Source organism: Rhizobium esperanzae, assembly GCF_002204185.1.
In the GTDB taxonomy this organism is placed as follows: Bacteria; Pseudomonadota; Alphaproteobacteria; order Rhizobiales; family Rhizobiaceae; genus Rhizobium; species Rhizobium esperanzae.
The window spans coordinates 196,841-215,701 of sequence record NZ_MXPU01000010.1 but is presented as its reverse complement, the minus strand read 5'-3'; the positions used below and the strand labels follow the sequence as shown (position 1 = coordinate 215,701).

Here is an 18,861-nt window from a genome sequence, read left to right as displayed (position 1 = left end):
ATTCCTTTCCGCTCGCATGTCGTTGGCAGCATTAGCGGAAAGGATAAGCGGATGCCAGCGGCTCGCCCTGGCATCGCTATCGTGTTCACACCTGAGCGCTGCCGCCATCGACGAAGAGTTCGGCACCGGTGACGAAGCTGGAATCATCCGAGGCGAGGAAGAGTGCGGCTGCGGCAACTTCCTCGACACGACCGACCCTGCCCATTGGCACCTGGGCCGCCAGCGCATTGAGCAAGCCCTGCTGTTGGACCGGGTCCTTACCGGCCAGTTCGACCAGTCCAGTCGTTTCCGTCGGACCAGGACTAAGCGTATTGATCCGAATGCCGCGATCCTTCAAATCGAGGATCCAGTTGCGCGCAAAGCTGCGCAAGGCGGCTTTGGAGGCAGCGTAAACGCTGAAGGCGGGAGTGCCCGTCGAGCCTGCTGTCGATCCGGTCAAGACGACCGATGATCCCCGTGCAAGCAGTGGCAAGGCCTTCTGCACCGTAAAGAGAACGCCCTTCACATTTCGATCGAACGTGTCGTCATACTGCTCTTCCGTGACTTCGCCGAGCGGCAACATGGAGCCACCACCTGCATTGACGAAGAGCACGTCAATTCTTCCGGCCTCGGCCTTCACCGTCTCATAGAGGCGATCGAGATCGGCAAGATTGGCTGAATCAGCCTGAATTCCCACGACCCCGCCGCCGATCTCAGCAATTGCTGCATCGAGAACCTCTTTGCGGCGGCCCGTGATGAAGACCCGTGCGCCCTCAGCCACGAAGCGCTTAGCTGTTGCCAGGCCGATGCCGGAAGTGGCGCCGGTGATAACCGCGATCTTTGCATTCAGTCGTTGTGTCATTGTCGTCTCCTTTGGTTCGACTGAAGCTGAGAGATGGACGGAGGGATCCTTTCGGAATAGAAAGAATTGAAAACCATTGTTTCAGGAATGAAATGACGAAATTTCCCGATTTCGAGGGGCTGGCGATGTTCGCCAAGGTCGCCGAGGAGCGTTCTTTCGTCCGGGCGGCGCAGATGCTCGGCGTTTCCGTGCCGACGGTTTCCCGGGCGGTGAGCCGCCTTGAGCAGAGGCTGGGCGCAAGGCTCTTCAACCGCACCTCTCGGCAGCTCGCTTTGACCGATTTCGGCCTGCGACTGGTCGACAGCGCCGCACGCATCTATGCTGAGGCCGAGATGGCCGAGGACGTCGCCCGGGAGCTCGCTACCCGGCCGAAGGGCCTCATCAGGCTTGCCGCGCCGATGGACTTCGGGACACGCTGGCTGGCCCCAATCCTGCCTGACTTTTTCGAACTCTTTCCGGAGATTTCCATCGACCTGCATATGAGCGATGCCGTCGTCGATATTGTGGGAGACGGCTTCGATGCGGCGCTCAGAATTGCGGTACTGCCGGATTCGTCGCTGGTCGCACGCAGGCTGACCCCGGTGGATCGCTACATTCTCGCCGCACCCGCATACCTCGAGCAGTACGGTGTGCCGGAACATCCCCGTGAACTAACGGCTCACCATTGCCTCGGATACGCCTACAGGGCGCGACAGGATGTCTGGCGCCTGCGCAACAGTAAAGGCAAGGAGGAGGTCATCGTGCCGAGCGGCTCGCTCAGGGCTACAAATTCGCAGGCTTTGGTGCCCATGGCGCTACGTGGCCTCGGGATCATCGAACTGCCCGAGTTTCTCGCGCATGACTATCTCGTAAACGGCCAGCTGACGCCAATCCTTCCCGACTGGACGCTGCCAACCGGCGCGCTCTATTTCGTCACGCCTTCGGCTAGGAGCCGGCCGGCAAAGCTTGAGGTCCTTGCCGAGTTCATGATGGCGAGACTGTCAAATCCGGTTTGGCGGCGGAGGAGCTGACTACCGCCTCAATCTTGGCCCGGCGACAGCCAGCGGGCGATCGCCAGTCTGGCAAGGACGATGAAAGAGATGGCGAGGCTCGCAAATTTAAGCCTTGTCATCCATGGCAGCAGCTGCGCGGCAAGGCCTGCGGAAGAACCGTCGCCGAAGGCGAACAGGCTCGAGATGTTCTCCCCATAGTCGGCAATACCGTAGACGAACGGCAGCAGATAGATCGCTTTGCCAATCAGGGGCTGCAGCGATCGTCCGAACCAGGCGTCGAGAGGCCCGAGCCTGAGGAAGGCGAGAAACAGCAGCGCCGTCAGCAAGGCCGGAAAGATCAATTCCGGCCCGAAATACATGGCGCTCAGAAGTTTTGCAGCCGTCTCGTTGTCGTCGAGCAGCTTCTGCATGTGTAAGACGGCCGATTCGTCGTATCCGGCGAAATAGGTGTCGAGCACCGCCTGCCCGGTTTCGTGCTTGAAGGGCACGACGAAGCCGAAGGTCGTCCAGGCGAGCACGGCAAGGCAGAGGGCGGCGAGCAGCGCGACGATCCAGAGGGGAATTGCGCTGCCCGCCTTCATGATCAGAGGCCGGCGCCCGGGTAGTTCGGGCTCTCGCGGGTGATCGTCACGTCATGGGCGTGGCTTTCGCGAAGGCCGGCGCCCGAGATGCGCACGAAGGTGGCGCGCTCCTGGAAATCCTTCAGGTCCTTGCCGCCGACATAACCCATGGCCGCCTTGAGGCCGCCGGCGAGCTGGTGGACGACGGCCGAGACCGGTCCCTTGTAGGGCACCTGCCCCTCGATGCCCTCCGGGACGAGCTTCAGCGTGTCTCGCACCTCGGCCTGGAAATAGCGATCGGCCGAGCCACGGGCCATGGCGCCGACGGAGCCCATGCCGCGATAGGCCTTGAAGGAGCGGCCCTGGTAGAGATAGACCTCGCCCGGGCTCTCATCGGTGCCGGCGAGCAGCGAGCCGATCATGACGGCGGAAGCGCCGGCGGCGATCGCCTTGGCAAGATCGCCTGAGAATTTGATGCCGCCGTCGGCGATCACGGGCACATCCTGATCCTGGGCGGCCTGGACGGCCGACATGATGGCGGCGAGCTGGGGAACGCCGACGCCGGCGACAATGCGCGTGGTGCAGATTGAGCCCGGGCCGATACCGACCTTGACGGCATCGGCGCCGGCATCGATCAGCGCTCGGGTGCCGTCATAGGTGGCGACGTTGCCGGCCATGATGCGCACCGAGTTGGACAGCTTCTTGACGCGGGCGACGGCATCGAGAACGCGCTGCGAATGGCCGTGGGCGGTATCGACGACCAGGAGGTCGACGCCTGCCTCGATCAGGCGCTCGGCGCGCTCGAAGCCGTCATCGCCGACGCTGATGGCGGCGGCGGCGCGAAGCCTGCCCTGGGCATCCTTGGACGCGTTCGGGTTCAGCTGCGACTTCTCGATATCCTTGACGGTGATGAGACCGACACAGCGGCCTTCGGCATCGACGACCAGCAGCTTCTCGATGCGGTGCGAGTGCAGCAGGCGCTTGGCCTCCTGCTGATCGACGTTTTCCTTGACGGTGACCAGGTTGTCCTTGGTCATCAGCTCGTGGATCTTCTGCTCCGGATCGGAGGCGAAGCGGACGTCTCGGTTGGTCAGGATGCCGACGAGGCGGCCGGACTTCTCGACAACCGGGATGCCGGAGATGCCGTGCGACTTCATCAGGGAGAGCGCTTCGGCGAGCTTCGCTTCCGGACCAATAGTGACCGGATTGACGACCATGCCGCTTTCGAACTTCTTGACCTGACGGACCTCTTCGGCCTGCTCGACCGGCGTCAGGTTGCGGTGGATGACGCCGAGGCCGCCGGCCTGCGCCATGGCGATCGCCAGCCGGCTTTCGGTGACGGTATCCATGGCCGAAGAGAGGATCGGAATGTTGAGATCGAAGTCGCGGGCGATGCGGGTGGCGATATTCGTCTGGCCGGGCATGACCTCGGAATGGCCGGGCTGCAGCAGCACGTCGTCGAAGGTGAGCGCGTCCGCGCCGGTTGCCGTTTCAATGATGCGGGCCATGGCCAAATTCCTTCAGTTAAGAAAATGCGACCCGGCCCGGAAACGAATCGTCCGCCCCGGCGGTGTGCATGAGTTGCTTGGAAGTTGGCGAGGGCTGGTAACACGTCTATGACAGGAAGGAAATAGCAAAAAGCCCGGCGTGGCCGCCGGGCTCGTCATGGGAGCCATGCATCAAAAGCGCATCGCGTCAAACTTCATTCATGCGATGCGCTTTAGCTCTTTGTTTTTACGCATGTCGTTATCCCGGAACCGCTGCACACTTCGGGGCGACATGCATAGATCAAATGTCGAACTGATAGGTCTTCGGCACGAAGCGGTAACCGCCATCCTGCTTCTCGGCGAAACCGACCGCGGGGAACGGCATGTGATAGCCGAGGAAGGCGATCTTGTCGGTCGCGATCATGTCGAAAACCTTGCGGCGGCTGGCTGCCGCCTGCGCCTTGTCCATATCGAAGCGCACTTCCCAATCCGGGCGCAGCAGCGACAGAATATAGTGGTTGGCCGTATCGCCGGTCAGCACCAGGCGCTTGCCCTCGGATTCGGCGTGGAACACCATATGCCCCGGCGAGTGGCCGGCCGCCAGCATCGCCGTTATGCCGGGGGCCAAGCTATCGCCGTCCTTGATGAAGGTGGCTTTTTCGACAAGCGGCGTCACATTGGCGAGCACGGCCTTGTGGCCGCCCTCGGCCGGCGTGCCCTCGCGCGCGGTGTTCGACCAGAAATCATATTCGGCTTGGCCGATGACATAGCGGGCCTTGCTGAAGGCCGGCGCGCCATTTTCTATCAGCCCGCCGATATGGTCGCCATGCAGGTGGGTCAGCGCGACGATCGTGACGTCCTCGGCCGAATATCCCGCAGCTTTCAGGCCCTCGGCGAGTTTTCCGAGGCCGCGGGCGCGGCCGGCGGCGCCAAAGCCGGTGTCGATCAAAATGACATCCGAGCCGGTATCGATGAGAACAGGTGCATAGCCGTTCAGGAGCTTGTCGGCAGGCAGGAAGTTTGCGGTCAGCAAGGCTCTGACCGTTTCGGGATCCTGATTGGTGCCGTAGGTCTCATATGGTTTTTCGGAGATATTGATACCGTCCCTGACGACGATGAATTTATAGGAACCGAGCTTGAATTGATCGATCTCGGGCAGAGGCGTTACATCCATATTTCTGCTTTCTCCAGTCGCGGCCGCTTCGGTCTTCTCTCTCAAAATCGCTGGCGCCGCCAGCAGCCCCAGGCCTGCGGCAAAAAGCGTGCGCCGCGTCATTTGCGTTGAAATTGTCATATCCATCCCCCATGACGCGCGGGTCCGTCGCCGGGCGCCTTGCTGCGGCGAAGTCAACATATGTCAATCTTGACAAGCGAGCTTGTCGGACAAGCGGCTTCACGCAGACGTGAACCAAACGTGGCAGCGAAACCGATTGAGGGATTGGCAGGCCGGTCAAGCAGGACTAAACAACACGGGCCTTTCCCGCCCTGATCTCGCGTCCCCAAGGCTCCCGCCGATGAACCGCATCGTCCCACTGATCCTTGCCGTTGCTCTCTTCATGGAACAGATGGACTCGACGGTGATTTCGACGGCTCTGCCGGCGATCGCCGCGGATCTCAATGTCGGGCCGATCACGCTGAAGCTGGCGCTGACCTCCTATATGGTGGCGCTGGCGGTGTTCATTCCGGTCAGCGGCTGGATGGCCGACAGATTTGGCGCCAAGAAGATCTTCCGCCTTGCCATAGCAGTCTTCGTCATTGGCTCGATCTTCTGCGCCGTCTCCTCCAATCTCGTCGAATTCGTGCTTGCCCGCTTCCTGCAGGGCATGGGCGGCGCGATGATGACGCCGGTCGGCCGTCTCATCCTGGTGCGCACGACGCAGCGCAGCGACCTCGTCTCGGCCATGGCGCTGCTCACCATTCCCGCCCTTGTCGGCCCGCTCACCGGTCCGCCGCTCGGCGGCTTCATCACCACCTATTTCAGCTGGCATTGGATATTCCTGATCAACGTGCCGGTCGGCATCATCGGCATCTGGCTGGCGACGATCTTCCTGCCTGAGGTGGAGGCGATGGCGCCGCCGAAGCTCGACTTCACCGGCTTCGTGCTCACGTCGCTTTCAGCCGCGGGTGTCGTCTTCGGCCTGTCGGTGGTCAGCCTGCCGGCCCTGCCGCCGATCATCGGCATCACCGCGACCTTGATCGGCCTTGCCTGCGGCGTCCTCTATATCAGCCATGCGAAGCGCCACCCAGCGCCGATCCTCAACCTCAACCTGTTCAAAAATCCGACGTTCCGGGCTTCGACCATGGGGGGCAATCTCTTTCGAATCTGCGTCGGCGCCATGCCGTTCCTGACACCCCTGATGCTGCAGCTCGGCTTCGGGCTGACGCCGTTCCAATCAGGCCTCATTACCTTTTCCGGGGCGATCGGGGCGATCACCACGAAATTCATGGCCAAGCGCGTTTTCGCGGCCACCGGCTTTCGCACGACACTGGTCGGCGCCGCCATGGTGACGACGCTTGTGACCGTCATCACCGGATTCTTCACGCCGGCAACGCCGCATCTCGTGATCATCAGCGTGCTGCTCATCGGCGGCTTCTCCCGCTCCTTCATGTTCACCGGCGTCAATGCACTTGCCTTCGCCGACATCGACGATGCGCAGGCGAGCCAGGCGACATCGATTAGCTCGGTGATGCAGCAGATCAGCCTGGCGCTCGGAGTCGCGGTGGCAGCCGCGATCCTGGAAAGCTCGATCTATTTCAGAGGCGAGTCGCTTGATGTCGCCGATTTCCACCTCGCCTTCTACATCATCGCCGGGCTGACCTTGATTGCCACCATTCCCTTCATCCTCATGGACCGTAACGCCGGCGCGCTCGTTTCCGGCCACCGCTCGAGACGCGTGACGGCATCTGCGATCGAGGCCGAGCAGCAAGCAGTCAAATGAGCCCCTATTCAGGGCTCTCGCAGACGGCAGAGAGTTTGTTGCCATCGAGATCTCTAATATAGGCGGCATAGAAATGGGCATGGTAGGGACGCAGACCCGGCCCGCCTTCATCGGCGGCGCCTGCCGCGATTGCCGCCGCATGGAAAGCATCGACGGCCGCCCGCGTTCCGGCCACAAACGCGACCATGGCGCCATTGCCCGCAGTCGCCCGGCGGCGGTTGAAGGGCGTCACCACCCAGAAGCGGCAGCGCGTATCGCCCTCGGCCGAATAGCCGATCTCGTCCTGCGAATAATGTTGGCGGCGATAGCCGAGCACGGGCAGAACGGCATCATAAAAATGCCCTGCGCGGTCAAGGTCGTTGGTTCCGAGCGTGACGTAAAGAAGCATGGGACGTCATCATCTGCCGGGATCTGCCCGAGATCAAGCCTGCTCTGCGTCAGCTTCCGCCTTGCGGCCTTTGAAGCCCTTGGCGAGCAGGAACATCTCGACCGATTCGGCACGCGAGGAGTTCGGCTTGACGTGGACGACCTGCCGGAAGTTCTGCTTCAGCATGGCGAGCAGATCACGCTCGGTGCCGCCCTGGAAGGTCTTGGTGAGGAAATGCCCGCCCTCGCCCAGCACCTCGATGGCGAAATGGGCCGCCACCTCGCACAAATGCATGGTGCGCAGATGATCGGTGCGGTGATGGCCGGTGGTTGGCGCGGCCATATCGGAAATGACGAGATCGGGCGTGCCGCCGACAGCCTCCATCAGCTTTTCCGGAGCACTCGGATCGAGGAAATCGAGCTGCAGGATTTTGACGCCGGGAAGCTGGGCCATTTCGAGGAAATCGATCGCGGCCACACGCACGTCCTCATCCGTCGAGCCGGTGACCTTGGCGGCGATCTGCGACCAGCTGCCGGGCGCCGCACCCAGATCGATGATGCGCCTGGCGCCGCGCAGGATGTGGTATTTCTCGTCGATCTCCAACAGCTTGAAGGCAGCGCGGGCACGATAGCCTTCGAGCTGGGCGCGCTGCACATAGGGATCGTTGATGTGGCGCTGCAGCCATTGGCGGGAGGATGCCTTCATCTTCTTGTTCTTGACGCGCTGGCCGAGCTTGCGGCCGGTGCGGTTTCCCGCGATCGGTGCCTTTGTCATGCCCTTCCCCTTATTTCGCCCGTTGGCCGCGGCGGTTGCGATTGCGCCGCCACACGCCGTCATCGGCCATCATGTCGGTGAGCAGGCCTTCCCTCAAGCCGCGATCGGCCACCCGCATGCGCGGGCTCGGCCAGCGGCGGCGGATCGCCTCGAGAATGGCGCAGCCGGCAAGCACCAGATCGGCGCGGTCCGGTCCGATGCAGGGATTGGCCGCGCGGCTTTCAAAATCCCAAGAGAGAAGCTTCGCCTGCATGGCGGAGACCTCGTCATCCGAGAGCCAGATGCCATCGACCTTGCGCCGGTCATAACGCGGCAGGTCGAGATGGACGCCGGCGAGCGTCGTCACGGTGCCCGACGTACCGATCAGGTGGAAATCGCCGGTCTGGGCAATTTCGATCTCGGGGCAATCGAAGCTCCCGAGCATGGCTTCAACCTCGCGCACCATGCCCTCGAAAAGTTCCGGCGTGACATCGCGCCCACCGTGACGCTCCGACAGCGTCACGACTCCGACCGGCAGCGAGGTCCAGTGGGTGATGTGATTGGCAAGCCGGCTGAAGCGATTATCGCCGATGCGGATGACGGCGATCTCCGACGAGCCGCCGCCAATATCGAAGAGGACCACGGAGCGGGTCTCGCGGCCGACGAGCGAGGAGCAGCCAGAAACGGCAAGCCGCGCCTCGGTCTCCCGGTCGATGATCTCGAGCTCGAGGCCGGTTTCGGCGACGACGCGGCCGAGGAATTCTTCGCCGTTGACCGCCTGGCGGCAGGCTTCGGTGGCGATCAGCCGCATGCGGCGGATCTCCCGATTCCTGAGTTTGCCGGCGCAGATCCTGAGAGCCTCGATCGCCCTTTCCATCGCCTCGTCGGACAGACGGCCGCTGGCGGCAAGCCCCTCACCGAGGCGCACGATGCGGGAAAAGGCATCGACGACGCGGAACTGACCCGGCCGGGTCGGCTGGGCAATGAGCAGACGGCAATTGTTGGTGCCGAGATCGAGCGCGGCATAGAGTTCTTCCGGCCATGCGTGCTCGCCGGCCTGACGATCCCCCTGGTGACCGTTGCTCTCCTGGCGGCCTTTGCGGCCGGCGCCGTTCTGCATCTCGCGCGGGACGGCACTGCGCGCCATTTCTTCGACGCGGCTTTCCTGCAGCGGGAGATGGGAAGGCTTTGCCGACGACAGCGGCCGGCCCTGCAGCCCGCGCTTGCCGCGATGCTTCCGGCGGTTGCGCCGGCTCGACACCTGTTCGCTGCCGGGCCGGACGGCATTGACTGCCGCGTCCTGTTCCACCTTCTGGTTTTGAACTGAACTATCCTGCGAAGCGCCTTGACCGCCGCGACGGCGGCGCTTTCGCTTGCGAGCCGGATGTCCGGCCGCATCGTCCATGGGGCGCGCTGGCTGCCCGGCACTGCCGGAGAGCTCATGCGAAGCGGGATGAGCGGCGCTGCGGGTTTGCCCGCCGCGCTTGCCCTTGCGACGCCTGGACTTCTTGCCGTCCCTGCGCCCTGCCGCCGACGCCCCGTCAAATTGCGGCTTTACGCCGCCTTCGGGGTCTTCCACGTTGTTTTTCCACCGCGCCGCGCAACTCCCTGAGGTATGCAGCAGGCGCTCGTTCGATTTTTGCGTTGCCGCAAGAATATCAGCGCCCGCCAAAATCACCAAATTCTTTTTTGGGAGAGGGATTTGCGGAATAATTTCAGCCCTGGCTGACAAGGCCGATTTTTTTCAAAACAGGTATTTGCAATCGCCGGGCTTTTGTTTATAAGCGCCGCACACCAGCCGAACCGCCCGCCGGTTCGCCTGCTGGGGAATAGTTCAATGGTAGAACAGCGGACTCTGACTCCGTCGATCTTGGTTCGAATCCAGGTTCCCCAGCCAATTCGTCTTCAATCTCAGATGAGCTCGGTTCTGTCGACAAGATAGAACAGACGGCTTTTTGCTGCGGCTATTCAAAGACTATGATGCTTGCCGGAGTTGGCGGCATCGGTTTGACCGTGACGCCGGCGAGGCCGGCCAGTCTTGCCATCTCGGTCAGTTCGCTTTGCCTGTAAGCTTGGCCCGCCGGCGTGCTGGCGAGCATCTCCCAGGAGAAGGCCGCGGGAAAAGGCGGCGACACGCCATCTTCGTTCGGCACGAAATCCACCGCGACGATCCGGCCATCCTCTGCAAGGCTCGCGGTGATCTTTCGCAACAGCTCGGCACATGTCGGCAAATCGAAATGGTGCAGGAAATTCGGAAGCAGGACGAGATCATAACCGGCGCCCCAGTCGACGTCGAAGGCGCTGCCGGCGATCGTCCGGTAACGCTCCGCCACGCCTGATTTTTCCGCATTCTGCCTCGACAGCTCCAAGACGGCGCCCCAGTCGACGGCGACGATCTCCGACGATGGAAAGGCCTTGGCAATTTCGATGCCGAAGAGGCCCGGACCTGCCGCGATATCCAAGACCTTTTTGGGAGGGCTCGGCCAGCCGGAGATTTCGTCAGCCAATATTTTGGCGCTGAGCCCGGTGAAAGAACCCATGCCGCGCGCAAACTTCAGCCAGACGGGATTGTCCGTCGACATATTCGCAAGACCGGCCGAACCGCCGTTTCGCACGACGGCGGCCGGATCGCGCAGAAAATTGTCCAGTACTTCGGGTGCAGCGGTAAACTCGACAGCAGAGCCCATATAGGCCGGCGAATTGCGATCGAGGAACATTCTGGTCGAGGGCGTCATTCGGTACTGTCCACCGTCCTTGGTCAGGAAGCCATGGACCACGAGATAGTCGCAGAGGATGCGCACCCCTCGCTCCGAGGCGCTTGTTGCCGCCGCCAGCCCTGCCGCCGTCTTGCCGTCGCCGATATGAGTAAAGAGATCAAGCTCGATGGCCGCCCTGATCGCCGCCGTCTTTCGGCATGCAAACAGTGCATCGACCACAAGTTCGGGCGACACGACGCCTGCATGGGTGTCCTCGACGATTGTTTCCATGGAATCCCCCGAGCCTCGCCCAATCGTGTCTGGCAGCGCGCCAGCCGCAGAAATTATGCGTATATCCGCACATTCTACAATACTCCCCGCGCTAACCCTATCGGGTTCCCCGCCTCGATGACCGGGCTATTCTGCCGGCCGCCGCACACTTGTTGCGGAACATGCTCCGGGTGCCCATGAGGCAATCGGAGGCTGGCGACACCGCGAAATCGCGAAGACAGCCGCAGGAATGGAGAAATGCCGGTCCTCGCCGGCCCAGTATCAGGCCGCGGGATCGGCTCCATTTTCGAACTGCAGAAACCAGGCATAAGTGGCTCGGATACCATCCTCGAGCGAGATGCGCGGTTTCCAGCCCATGTCCTGCAGTTTCTTGTTGCTCATCAGCTTTCGCGGCGTGCCGTCGGGCTTGGAAAGATCGTGGATGATCTCACCCTCGTAACCGACAACGCGGCAGACCAGACGCGTCAACTCGATAATTTCGAGATCCGTGCCCGAGCCGACATTGACGTGCTGCGAGCCCGAATAGGTTTTGAGCAGAAACACCAGGGCGTCGGCGCAGTCGTCGACGTGAAGAAACTCGCGGCGCGGGGTTCCCGTGCCCCAGACGACGATTTGCGGGTCTTTGCGCAGTTTCGCGGCATGCGCCTTGCGGATCAGCGCGGGCAGCACATGGCTGGAGTTCAGGTCGAAATTATCGCCGGGGCCGTATAGATTGGTCGGCATGGCCGAAATGTAGTCCCGACCATATTGTTTGCGATAGGCTTCCGCGAGCTTAATACCGGCGATCTTGGCGATCGCGTACCATTCGTTGGTCGGCTCGAGCGGCCCGGTCAACAGAGCCTCTTCGGGAATCGGCTGTGGAGCGAGCTTCGGATAAATACAGCTTGAGCCCAGGAAGAGAAGCCGGTCTACGCCACCACGATGGGCGGCTTCGAAGAGGTTGGTTTCGATAATCAGATTGTCATAGATGAATTCTGCGGGATAGCTGTCATTCGCAAGGATACCGCCAACCTTGGCAGCGGCGAGAATGATCGCGTCAGGCCGGGTTGCTTCAACAAATTTCTCGACCTGGTCCTGCCGCTTCAAATCGACCTCGGCGCGGGTTGCCGTGATGACCGTGCAATCTTCGGATTGAAGCCTGCGCACAAGAGCACTGCCGACCATACCACGATGACCGGCAACCCAGATCTTCTTGTTGGATAAGTCGTACACTCAGACCTCTTTCCGGCCGCCCTGAGCCTTCCAGTGCTTGATATCCTCGCGCACCATCTCGGCGGCGAGCTCACGAACTGGCGTCTTATGGTGCCAGCCCAGATTCTGACGTGCCTTAGTCGGGTCGCCAAGCAGCAGATCGACCTCCGTCGGGCGAAAATATCGAGGATCGATTTCCACAAGGCAAGCGCCGGACGCAGAGTCATAACCCTTTTCGTCGACGCCGGACCCCTTCCATTCCAAGGTGATGCCGACGTCGGCGAAGGCCCACTCGACAAACTGGCGGACACGCGTCGTCTCACCCGTCGCCAAGACGTAGTCATCCGGCTTATCCTGCTGCAGCATGAGCCACATGCCCTCGACATATTCGCGCGCATGGCCCCAGTCACGCTGGGCATCAAGATTTCCCAAAAAGAGCTTGTCTTGAAGTCCTAGGCTGATGGCGGCCACGGCCATCGTGATCTTGCGCGTAACGAAGGTCTCGCCGCGAAGCGGGCTTTCATGGTTGAACAGAATGCCGTTCGACGCGTGCATGCCGTAGGCCTCGCGATAATTCACGACGATCCAGTAGGCATAGAGCTTGGCTGCGGCATAGGGAGAGCGCGGATAAAACGGCGTCTTCTCGTTCTGCGGCACTTGCTGCACGAGGCCGTAGAGTTCTGATGTCGATGCCTGGTAGAATCGGCTTTTTTTCTCAAGACCCAGGATGCGGATCGCTTCGAGCAACCTCAACGTTCCGATACCATCGGCATCCGCCGTATATTCCGGCGTTTCGAAACTGACGCCGACATGGCTTTGTGCGGCAAGGTTGTAGATTTCATCGGGCTGTGTCTGCTGCACGATCCGCAGGAGGTTGGTCGAGTCGATCATATCGCCATAGTGGAGGATGAAGCGCGGATGAGTTTCGTGCGGATCCTGATAGATGTGCTCGATGCGGCCGGTGTTGAAAGACGACGATCGCCGCTTGATGCCGTGCACTGTATAGCCTTTGCTCAAAAGCAATTCGGCCAAATAGGCACCGTCCTGACCAGTTACCCCAGTAATAAGCGCGGTTTTCGTCATTTTTCACGTCGTCTTTCGATGCAATCTTCGGGAGGTGTTTATGGAAACGACCGAACCAGCGCAACCCCAATGTGACCGACACCCGGGACAAACGAAATTCAGCATTGTCGATCTCTTCGGTTGACGCCGGGTTGGCGCAATGAGACTAGAGCTTTCCATTTATCAGATGTCCAAAGGGAAAAACATGATCTTGGTGACGGGAGGCGCCGGCTTTATCGGTGCGAATTTCGTGCTCGACTGGCTTGCGCTTCACGATGAGCCGGTCGTCAACCTCGATGCCCTCACCTATGCCGGCAATCTTGAGAACCTTAACTCCATCTGGAGTGATCCGCGTCATGTCTTCGTCAAGGGCAGCATTGCGGACTACGACCTTGTCGACGCACTGCTCCGTTCCCATCAGCCTCGCGCCATTCTGAATTTCGCTGCCGAAAGTCATGTCGATCGATCGATCCATGGCCCAGAAGAATTTATCCAGACCAATATCGTCGGCACGTTTCGTCTGCTGGAGGCAATCCGTGGATTTCTTGCCTCACAGAATGAAGACTTCCGGGAAAGCTTTCGCTTCCTTCACGTATCGACGGACGAAGTCTATGGTTCGCTTGCTCCCGACGAGGCCGCTTTCAGCGAACATCGCAAATACGAACCCAATAGTCCTTATTCCGCGAGCAAGGCAGCAAGCGACCATCTGGTTCGCGCCTATCATCACACCTATGGCCTACCCGTTCTGACGACGAACTGTTCGAACAATTACGGTCCCTATCATTTTCCCGAGAAGCTTATTCCGCTCGTTATCCATAATGCCCTCTCAGGGAAACAGATTCCGATCTACGGAGACGGGATGCAGGTGCGCGATTGGCTGTTCGTCAAAGATCATTGCAGCGCCATTCGACGTGTTCTGGAAAGAGGAAAAGTCGGGGAAACCTACAATGTCGGCGGCAGGAATGAGCTGACGAACCTGTCGGTCGTCAATACGCTCTGCGAAATTCTCGACGAATTGAGGCCCCTGCCAAACGGGGCGAGCTACAAGGCCCAGATTTCCTTTGTGCGTGATCGGCCAGGTCATGATCGCCGCTACGCCATCGATGCGGCCAAGATAGAAAGGGAACTGGACTGGCGCCCTAGTGAGACCTTCGAGACAGGCATTCGCAAGACCGTCGAATGGTATCTCGCCAACGATGCTTGGGTAGAGAACGTCACAAGCGGCAGCTATCGACAGTGGATCAACCGGCAGTACCAATAACAGCTTGGTTAGAGGCAGGCTCCGCCCGCTGGCGGGACGTCAATACCTGATGAAATGGTGCAGGAAGCTTATGACCGGCCGGGGTACATGGCGTTGCACCCATCTGCGCGCCTTAACCCGGAAAAAGGGACGAATGCCGCCGGAAAAGCCGGGAGAAACCGTTCTGATCGCCTTCAGGGCTTGCATCAGAGCGCGTTCGTAGACCCTGTAAGCAGCCTCAGGTTCCTCGCAGACGGCGGTGTAGAAAGCCGACAACCGATCGAACATGCCATTGGTCAGCAACTGGAACTGGTGGAAGTGATAGAAGATCAGAGGCGAACCATCGACCTCGATCCTGCCCGATGCATCCTGCGAAAAATGCAGCTTTTCGTAGTTCCAGGGTGCGATCCCAGCTCCGGGATGCTCGATGATATGGCAATTCGGATACAGATCCGGCCATTCGTCCAAATACTTCTGATCACCCATCTTGCCGTCTTCCAGGCGATAGTAGCACCATTCGATGCACTGCTCGCGCCAGCGAGTGAGGCAGCGCATTCCCTCTTCGTCGCGCCGGAAACTCACCCATTCGACACAGAAACGGCCGTTAATTTCCCGATTCTGCAGCCGCGGAGCAAAACGGTGTTCGATAATGGCGATGGAACTATTGCCGATTTCGTCGAAAATCGGCCTGAGCGGTGAATAAAACAGCAGATCGGAATCGAGATAGGTGATGAAATCGATTTCCGGATGGTGCGCCAGGACGAAACTCGGCAGACACGGAGACAGGGTCCAGCAATATTCGGCGACGCCGCGCGATTTCTTGACTTCCAGGAGTTCCGGCGTCTCGATATCGGCGAGTGGAATGCAGGTGATGTAGGACCTGTTGAGAGCGGTTAATATCTCCTGCGTCTGCTGGTCCATGCAAAGCACAAAAACATGCGCCCCGGGGCACCACTGGACGAGGCTCTCCATCATGGTCATTCCCTTGATGAGATAGCCGTTGTCGAAAAGGGTACAGAAATAGTTCGTCATGATTGGGTTTGTTTCCTGCACAAATAGGTGCGCATTGCATTGCCCTTGCGACTGTCGTGTGGATCCACGTTCTCGGTTAGCGTGAACGTCGCCAGGACGTGCAGGCCGTGAACCCGAAACATGTCCAATAGCTGCGGCTCGGAAAAATGGATTTCTATGGTCTCGACGCCATAGGCCTGTTTGCGGAAATACTTGGTCGGCTCGCCATAGACAACAGGCGTACGGTGAAAAATCACGTATTCCTTGGCAACTCGGGCGCTCTCTGCGATCGCCGCGTCATAATTGGGGATATGCAGCAGACAACATCCTGAGACGACGACGTCGAAAGCGTCATCCTGATAGCTGAGCCGCGTCGCATCCTCCACGTCGAACGACAGCCCGGGATAGATGCTGCGCGCCATATCGATGAAAGCGTCGGAGTAATCGCAGCCGCGATAACGCAGCGGCAAGCCACTCACATCAAGCACTTCGGAATAATAGCCGCTGGAACAACCGATTTCGAGCAGCGAAGCATTGGCCGGAAGATTGTCGATGCTGCGCAAAGCGGCGGTAAAAACATCGAATACGTCAATGGTAGCGCCGCTGCGGTATTCCCTCAGTTGGCGGTCGACGAGGGCTCTCTGACGGGCGGGCAGATCACTCGCTTTCCAAGATGCGGCAAGGCGCGAACTCTCGCTGTCTCGACGAGCCACCTCTATCTCGACATAGCGGGACGATACCGACGTCGCCGGCAACAGCCGTTCACGCAATCGCTTCAATTGGCTCTTCACCCCTGGAAAGCGATTGAGACTCGTACGCAGAAACGACATCAGCCCTGTTTCTCCAGATATCGTTCGAGGATCGGCACCAATTCTTCCATTCTCGATTTGTAGGTGTGGTCCTTCAGCGTCCTTGCCTGACCAGCCTTCGCGATCGCATCGGCCTCGTCGGGGTGGTCTATATAGTAGCGGACGAGTTCTGCCGCTTCCTCAGCACTGGAATAGGCAACCACTTCCTTGCCGACCTCGAAAATCTCCCCGAGATTATCCTTCCTATCGGTTATCAGCAGCGATCCGACACCGGTCGCCTCATAGAGCCGCATGTTATTGGCGTTGTTTTCGGCCACATTGATGTGTCGGTTGACGGTGATCCGGCTGCGCGCCAGCGCGCGATACATATCCGGGCCCCAGACTTCGCCATTGTGACGCTTGCGAATCGGAGAAGAGCGCGGGAGCGTCTTCGCGCCGTAGCCGAAAAACTGTATCGGCGTGGTATCGGCAAGATGTTCGAGCAAGGGAACGGCCTTGCCGTGATGACGGCTTATGCCGCCGACGAAGCTCACCGGCACATCGCGCCTGATATCGCCAAGGAGATCGAGCACCCGAGTATCAAAGCCAATCCTGAAATATTCGGATTTTATCCCCATCTCATGAAAACGGGATACAAAATGGGGGAAAGACGTCAGAATAAGGTCATAGGGTCGCAGAAACTCACCCGGCGGCAGCGGACAAGCGATCTGGCCGACAATCAATGGCACCGTCTTCTTCAGCTCCATCAGGGCATGCGGCGGAAAGAAGCTGAGATCCTGACAGTAGAGTACATCTGGCTTGAATGCTCGAACACGGGCCATTGCGACCTCCAGCAAGCCAGGGAGCGCCGCCAGGCGTGCGCCAACATAAGGCAGCCTGAAAAACCGATGCGGCAGTTTCATCGCCCAAGCGCTGAATGGCTCGTTGTTTTCTTGCGCCCAGGCGGACTGAAGCGGGACACAATTGCCGATGATGTCAATGACGTCGCAACCCTGGTCCTTCAGGTGGCGCGAGTAGAAATCGGACGTGCCGAATGCGGCGGCCAAAAGAGCTTTCGTCTGTTCTGGCGAAGTCGATTTTCGGAGCTGTGGCCGCCGCGCATAAAATTGCTTCAGAAACCGCGCATAATAGGTGTCAAATATTGCTATTTTCATGTTCACCGTCTGCTTGACTACCGGGACGTTGCTGGGACGTTCTATAGACGCTACCGACAATCTTTGCCGGGTTCCCGGCAATTATCGCCCCCTCGGGGAAATTTCCGCGGACGACCGCACCCGCAGCGATAATGCTATCACGTCCTATTTCCGTGCCACGCAAGATCAGGGCGTTGGTGCCAATGAACACATTGTCGCCAATGTGCACCGGTGCAGTTTTTATATCCGCATCCGAATGACGGCGCCCTTCCGGGCGTATCGGATGAAAGTCGGTGTCGAAAATCGTGACGTTGGCTCCCATCAGCACTTCGGCGCCGATTGAAATCCGTGCAGCCGAGACGATGGTTGCACCACTGATCCCAGTGTCTGCGCCAATGCTGATCTTCGATCCGGCGCGAATGGTCGCTATCTTCACCGGATGATTGAGAGCCAGCGCTGTAAATCTGGAATCAGAACACAGGACGACGCGATCACCGACGTGAATGTCACTGTCAGGATGCCGTTGCAACAGAGGGGCGCCATAGAGCACAACATCGCGGCCAACGCTTACTCCGTGACGTTTCAGTTCGCTAAGCCGCCTTGCACGCACAAGGGAAACGGCAATTTTTTTAAGGCTTGTCGTCATCCTTCCCAAAAGGACACGAGCGTAAAAGAAATAGGCCATGCGGAAAGGTGCGGCCAATCTCTGCACCGGTGAACCGACAAGCGAATAGAAGATCAAGCGTTGAAAAACGTTGTGAGGAGAGCGCCTGCCAAACAATCGTTTTTTCCATGAATGCCTGGAGACGTCGTTTCCATATACTGGCGGCGAATAGACGATTGCTTTTGTGCTGACGATCAGAGGCACTCCGGCGCGCGAAAAGCGCATCGCGATTTCATAATCGGCCATGTAGTGCGGCAAAAGGCGTGGCCGCATACCGCCATATTTCCGAAACAAGAGGGCTGGATATAGAGTACCTCGACCGCTCAATGCATCCACGCGGTATTGGCTCTCAGGCGACCGTTGTTGCGCTTCGCTCAATTCCGAAAGGAGATCCCAAATCGCGAACCTGTTGATGTTGATCCGAGGTCCTATGCTCACAAGAGGTGGATCTTTCCCCTCTTCATGGATAACGCTTCCGACGGCGGCTTCGCCATTCGCCTTGGATGTTTGCACCAGAATTTCAACATAATCTTCGTCGAACCAGGTGTCATTATTCAGAAACAGGATATAATCTTCGGCCTTGCAAGACGGAAGGACGTGTTTCAGCCCCTCCTCGATGGCACCCCCCCACCAAAGATTGCCGTCGCCTCGGATTTCGACCACATCGCCCTGCGACTGCAGGTATTCTGCCGTTCCATCGGTCGAACCGTCGTTGACAACAACGATCGTCAGCGCGTCCGCGAGAGTTTGTCTCCTCAGAGCCTCCAACACCTTCCGGGTGTGTTCCAGACGATTGAAGACAGGGATAATGACGTTAACGCGCAT

At 59.5% G+C, this 18,861-nt stretch carries 17 protein-coding genes and 1 tRNA gene; 4 read left to right on the top strand and 14 right to left on the bottom strand.

Translation table 11 applies throughout. The annotated features are described in order from the left end of the window. Positions 1 to 85: 85 nt before the first annotated feature. Positions 86 to 841, bottom strand: a complete 756-nt coding sequence (locus B5E41_RS16985; RefSeq protein WP_088395308.1) for an SDR family oxidoreductase — start codon at positions 839 to 841, stop codon at positions 86 to 88. Positions 842 to 933: 92 nt separating this feature from the next. Between B5E41_RS16985 and B5E41_RS16980 the strand changes: the two genes are divergently transcribed. Further along, positions 934 to 1,851, top strand: coding sequence for a LysR family transcriptional regulator (locus B5E41_RS16980; RefSeq protein WP_088395307.1), 918 nt, complete (start codon positions 934 to 936; stop codon positions 1,849 to 1,851). An 8-nt stretch (positions 1,852 to 1,859) separates the two neighbouring features. Here the strand turns inward: B5E41_RS16980 and B5E41_RS16975 are convergent, their stop codons facing one another. The 3 genes from B5E41_RS16975 to B5E41_RS16965 all read right to left on the bottom strand — a co-directional run bounded on the left by B5E41_RS16975 (position 1,860) and on the right by B5E41_RS16965 (position 5,174). Continuing rightward, positions 1,860 to 2,414: a hypothetical protein gene (locus B5E41_RS16975; RefSeq protein ID WP_088395306.1), complete on the bottom strand. Its 555-nt coding sequence runs from the start codon at positions 2,412 to 2,414 to the stop codon at positions 1,860 to 1,862. 2 nt (positions 2,415 to 2,416) lie between these two features. Then, positions 2,417 to 3,901 (bottom strand): IMP dehydrogenase, encoded by a 1,485-nt coding sequence (gene guaB, locus B5E41_RS16970; RefSeq protein WP_088395305.1) that lies wholly within the window; start codon positions 3,899 to 3,901, stop codon positions 2,417 to 2,419. Between the two features lie 280 nt (positions 3,902 to 4,181). Next, complete coding sequence (locus B5E41_RS16965; protein ID WP_088395327.1) at positions 4,182 to 5,174, bottom strand: MBL fold metallo-hydrolase; 993 nt, start codon at positions 5,172 to 5,174, stop codon at positions 4,182 to 4,184. Positions 5,175 to 5,394: 220 nt separating this feature from the next. On the opposite strand from B5E41_RS16965, the gene B5E41_RS16960 reads away from it, so the two are divergent. Next, positions 5,395 to 6,819 (top strand): DHA2 family efflux MFS transporter permease subunit, encoded by a 1,425-nt coding sequence (locus B5E41_RS16960; RefSeq protein ID WP_088395304.1) that lies wholly within the window; start codon positions 5,395 to 5,397, stop codon positions 6,817 to 6,819. Between the two features lie 4 nt (positions 6,820 to 6,823). Here B5E41_RS16960 and B5E41_RS16955 read toward each other — a convergent pair whose 3' ends face one another. The 3 genes from B5E41_RS16955 to B5E41_RS16945 are packed head-to-tail and all read right to left on the bottom strand — an operon-like array spanning position 6,824 to position 9,518. After that, the gene (locus B5E41_RS16955) at positions 6,824 to 7,207 is read right to left on the bottom strand and encodes a VOC family protein (protein ID WP_088395303.1); all 384 of its coding nucleotides are present in this window, start codon (positions 7,205 to 7,207) and stop codon (positions 6,824 to 6,826) included. 33 nt (positions 7,208 to 7,240) lie between these two features. Next, positions 7,241 to 7,960 (bottom strand): RlmE family RNA methyltransferase, encoded by a 720-nt coding sequence (locus tag B5E41_RS16950; RefSeq protein ID WP_064800779.1) that lies wholly within the window; start codon positions 7,958 to 7,960, stop codon positions 7,241 to 7,243. A 10-nt stretch (positions 7,961 to 7,970) separates the two neighbouring features. Beyond that, positions 7,971 to 9,518, bottom strand: a complete 1,548-nt coding sequence (locus B5E41_RS16945; RefSeq protein ID WP_088395302.1) for a Ppx/GppA phosphatase family protein — start codon at positions 9,516 to 9,518, stop codon at positions 7,971 to 7,973. A 244-nt stretch (positions 9,519 to 9,762) separates the two neighbouring features. On the opposite strand from B5E41_RS16945, the gene B5E41_RS16940 reads away from it, so the two are divergent. Next, a tRNA-Gln gene (locus tag B5E41_RS16940) sits at positions 9,763 to 9,836 on the top strand. Between the two features lie 67 nt (positions 9,837 to 9,903). Here B5E41_RS16940 and B5E41_RS16935 read toward each other — a convergent pair. The 3 genes from B5E41_RS16935 to gmd all read right to left on the bottom strand — a co-directional run bounded on the left by B5E41_RS16935 (position 9,904) and on the right by gmd (position 13,200). Then, positions 9,904 to 10,926: a class I SAM-dependent methyltransferase gene (locus tag B5E41_RS16935; protein WP_088395301.1), complete on the bottom strand. Its 1,023-nt coding sequence runs from the start codon at positions 10,924 to 10,926 to the stop codon at positions 9,904 to 9,906. 261 nt (positions 10,927 to 11,187) lie between these two features. After that, positions 11,188 to 12,138 carry a GDP-L-fucose synthase gene (fcl, locus tag B5E41_RS16930; protein ID WP_064800761.1) on the bottom strand — a complete coding sequence of 317 codons (951 nt, stop codon included), beginning with the start codon at positions 12,136 to 12,138 and terminating at the stop codon, positions 11,188 to 11,190. Beyond that, positions 12,139 to 13,200: a GDP-mannose 4,6-dehydratase gene (gene gmd, locus B5E41_RS16925; RefSeq protein WP_064827000.1), complete on the bottom strand. Its 1,062-nt coding sequence runs from the start codon at positions 13,198 to 13,200 to the stop codon at positions 12,139 to 12,141. Between the two features lie 184 nt (positions 13,201 to 13,384). On the opposite strand from gmd, the gene rfbB reads away from it, so the two are divergent. Beyond that, positions 13,385 to 14,440 (top strand): dTDP-glucose 4,6-dehydratase, encoded by a 1,056-nt coding sequence (rfbB, locus tag B5E41_RS16920; protein WP_088395300.1) that lies wholly within the window; start codon positions 13,385 to 13,387, stop codon positions 14,438 to 14,440. A 39-nt stretch (positions 14,441 to 14,479) separates the two neighbouring features. Here the strand turns inward: rfbB and B5E41_RS16915 are convergent, their stop codons facing one another. The 4 genes from B5E41_RS16915 to B5E41_RS16900 are packed head-to-tail and all read right to left on the bottom strand — an operon-like array spanning position 14,480 to position 18,861. Continuing rightward, entirely contained in the window at positions 14,480 to 15,451 is a 972-nt protein-coding gene (locus tag B5E41_RS16915) for a glycosyltransferase family protein (RefSeq protein WP_088395299.1), read from the bottom strand. Further along, on the bottom strand, positions 15,448 to 16,260 hold the full coding sequence (locus B5E41_RS16910; protein WP_088395298.1) for a class I SAM-dependent methyltransferase: 813 nt from the start codon (positions 16,258 to 16,260) through the stop codon (positions 15,448 to 15,450). The genes B5E41_RS16915 and B5E41_RS16910 overlap by 4 nt, the downstream gene beginning before the upstream one ends. Continuing rightward, complete coding sequence (locus tag B5E41_RS16905) at positions 16,260 to 17,393, bottom strand: CgeB family protein (protein ID WP_088395297.1); 1,134 nt, start codon at positions 17,391 to 17,393, stop codon at positions 16,260 to 16,262. The genes B5E41_RS16910 and B5E41_RS16905 overlap by 1 nt, the downstream gene beginning before the upstream one ends. Next, positions 17,374 to 18,861: a glycosyltransferase gene (locus B5E41_RS16900; protein ID WP_088395296.1), complete on the bottom strand. Its 1,488-nt coding sequence runs from the start codon at positions 18,859 to 18,861 to the stop codon at positions 17,374 to 17,376. Before B5E41_RS16900 ends, B5E41_RS16905 begins: the two co-directional genes overlap by 20 nt.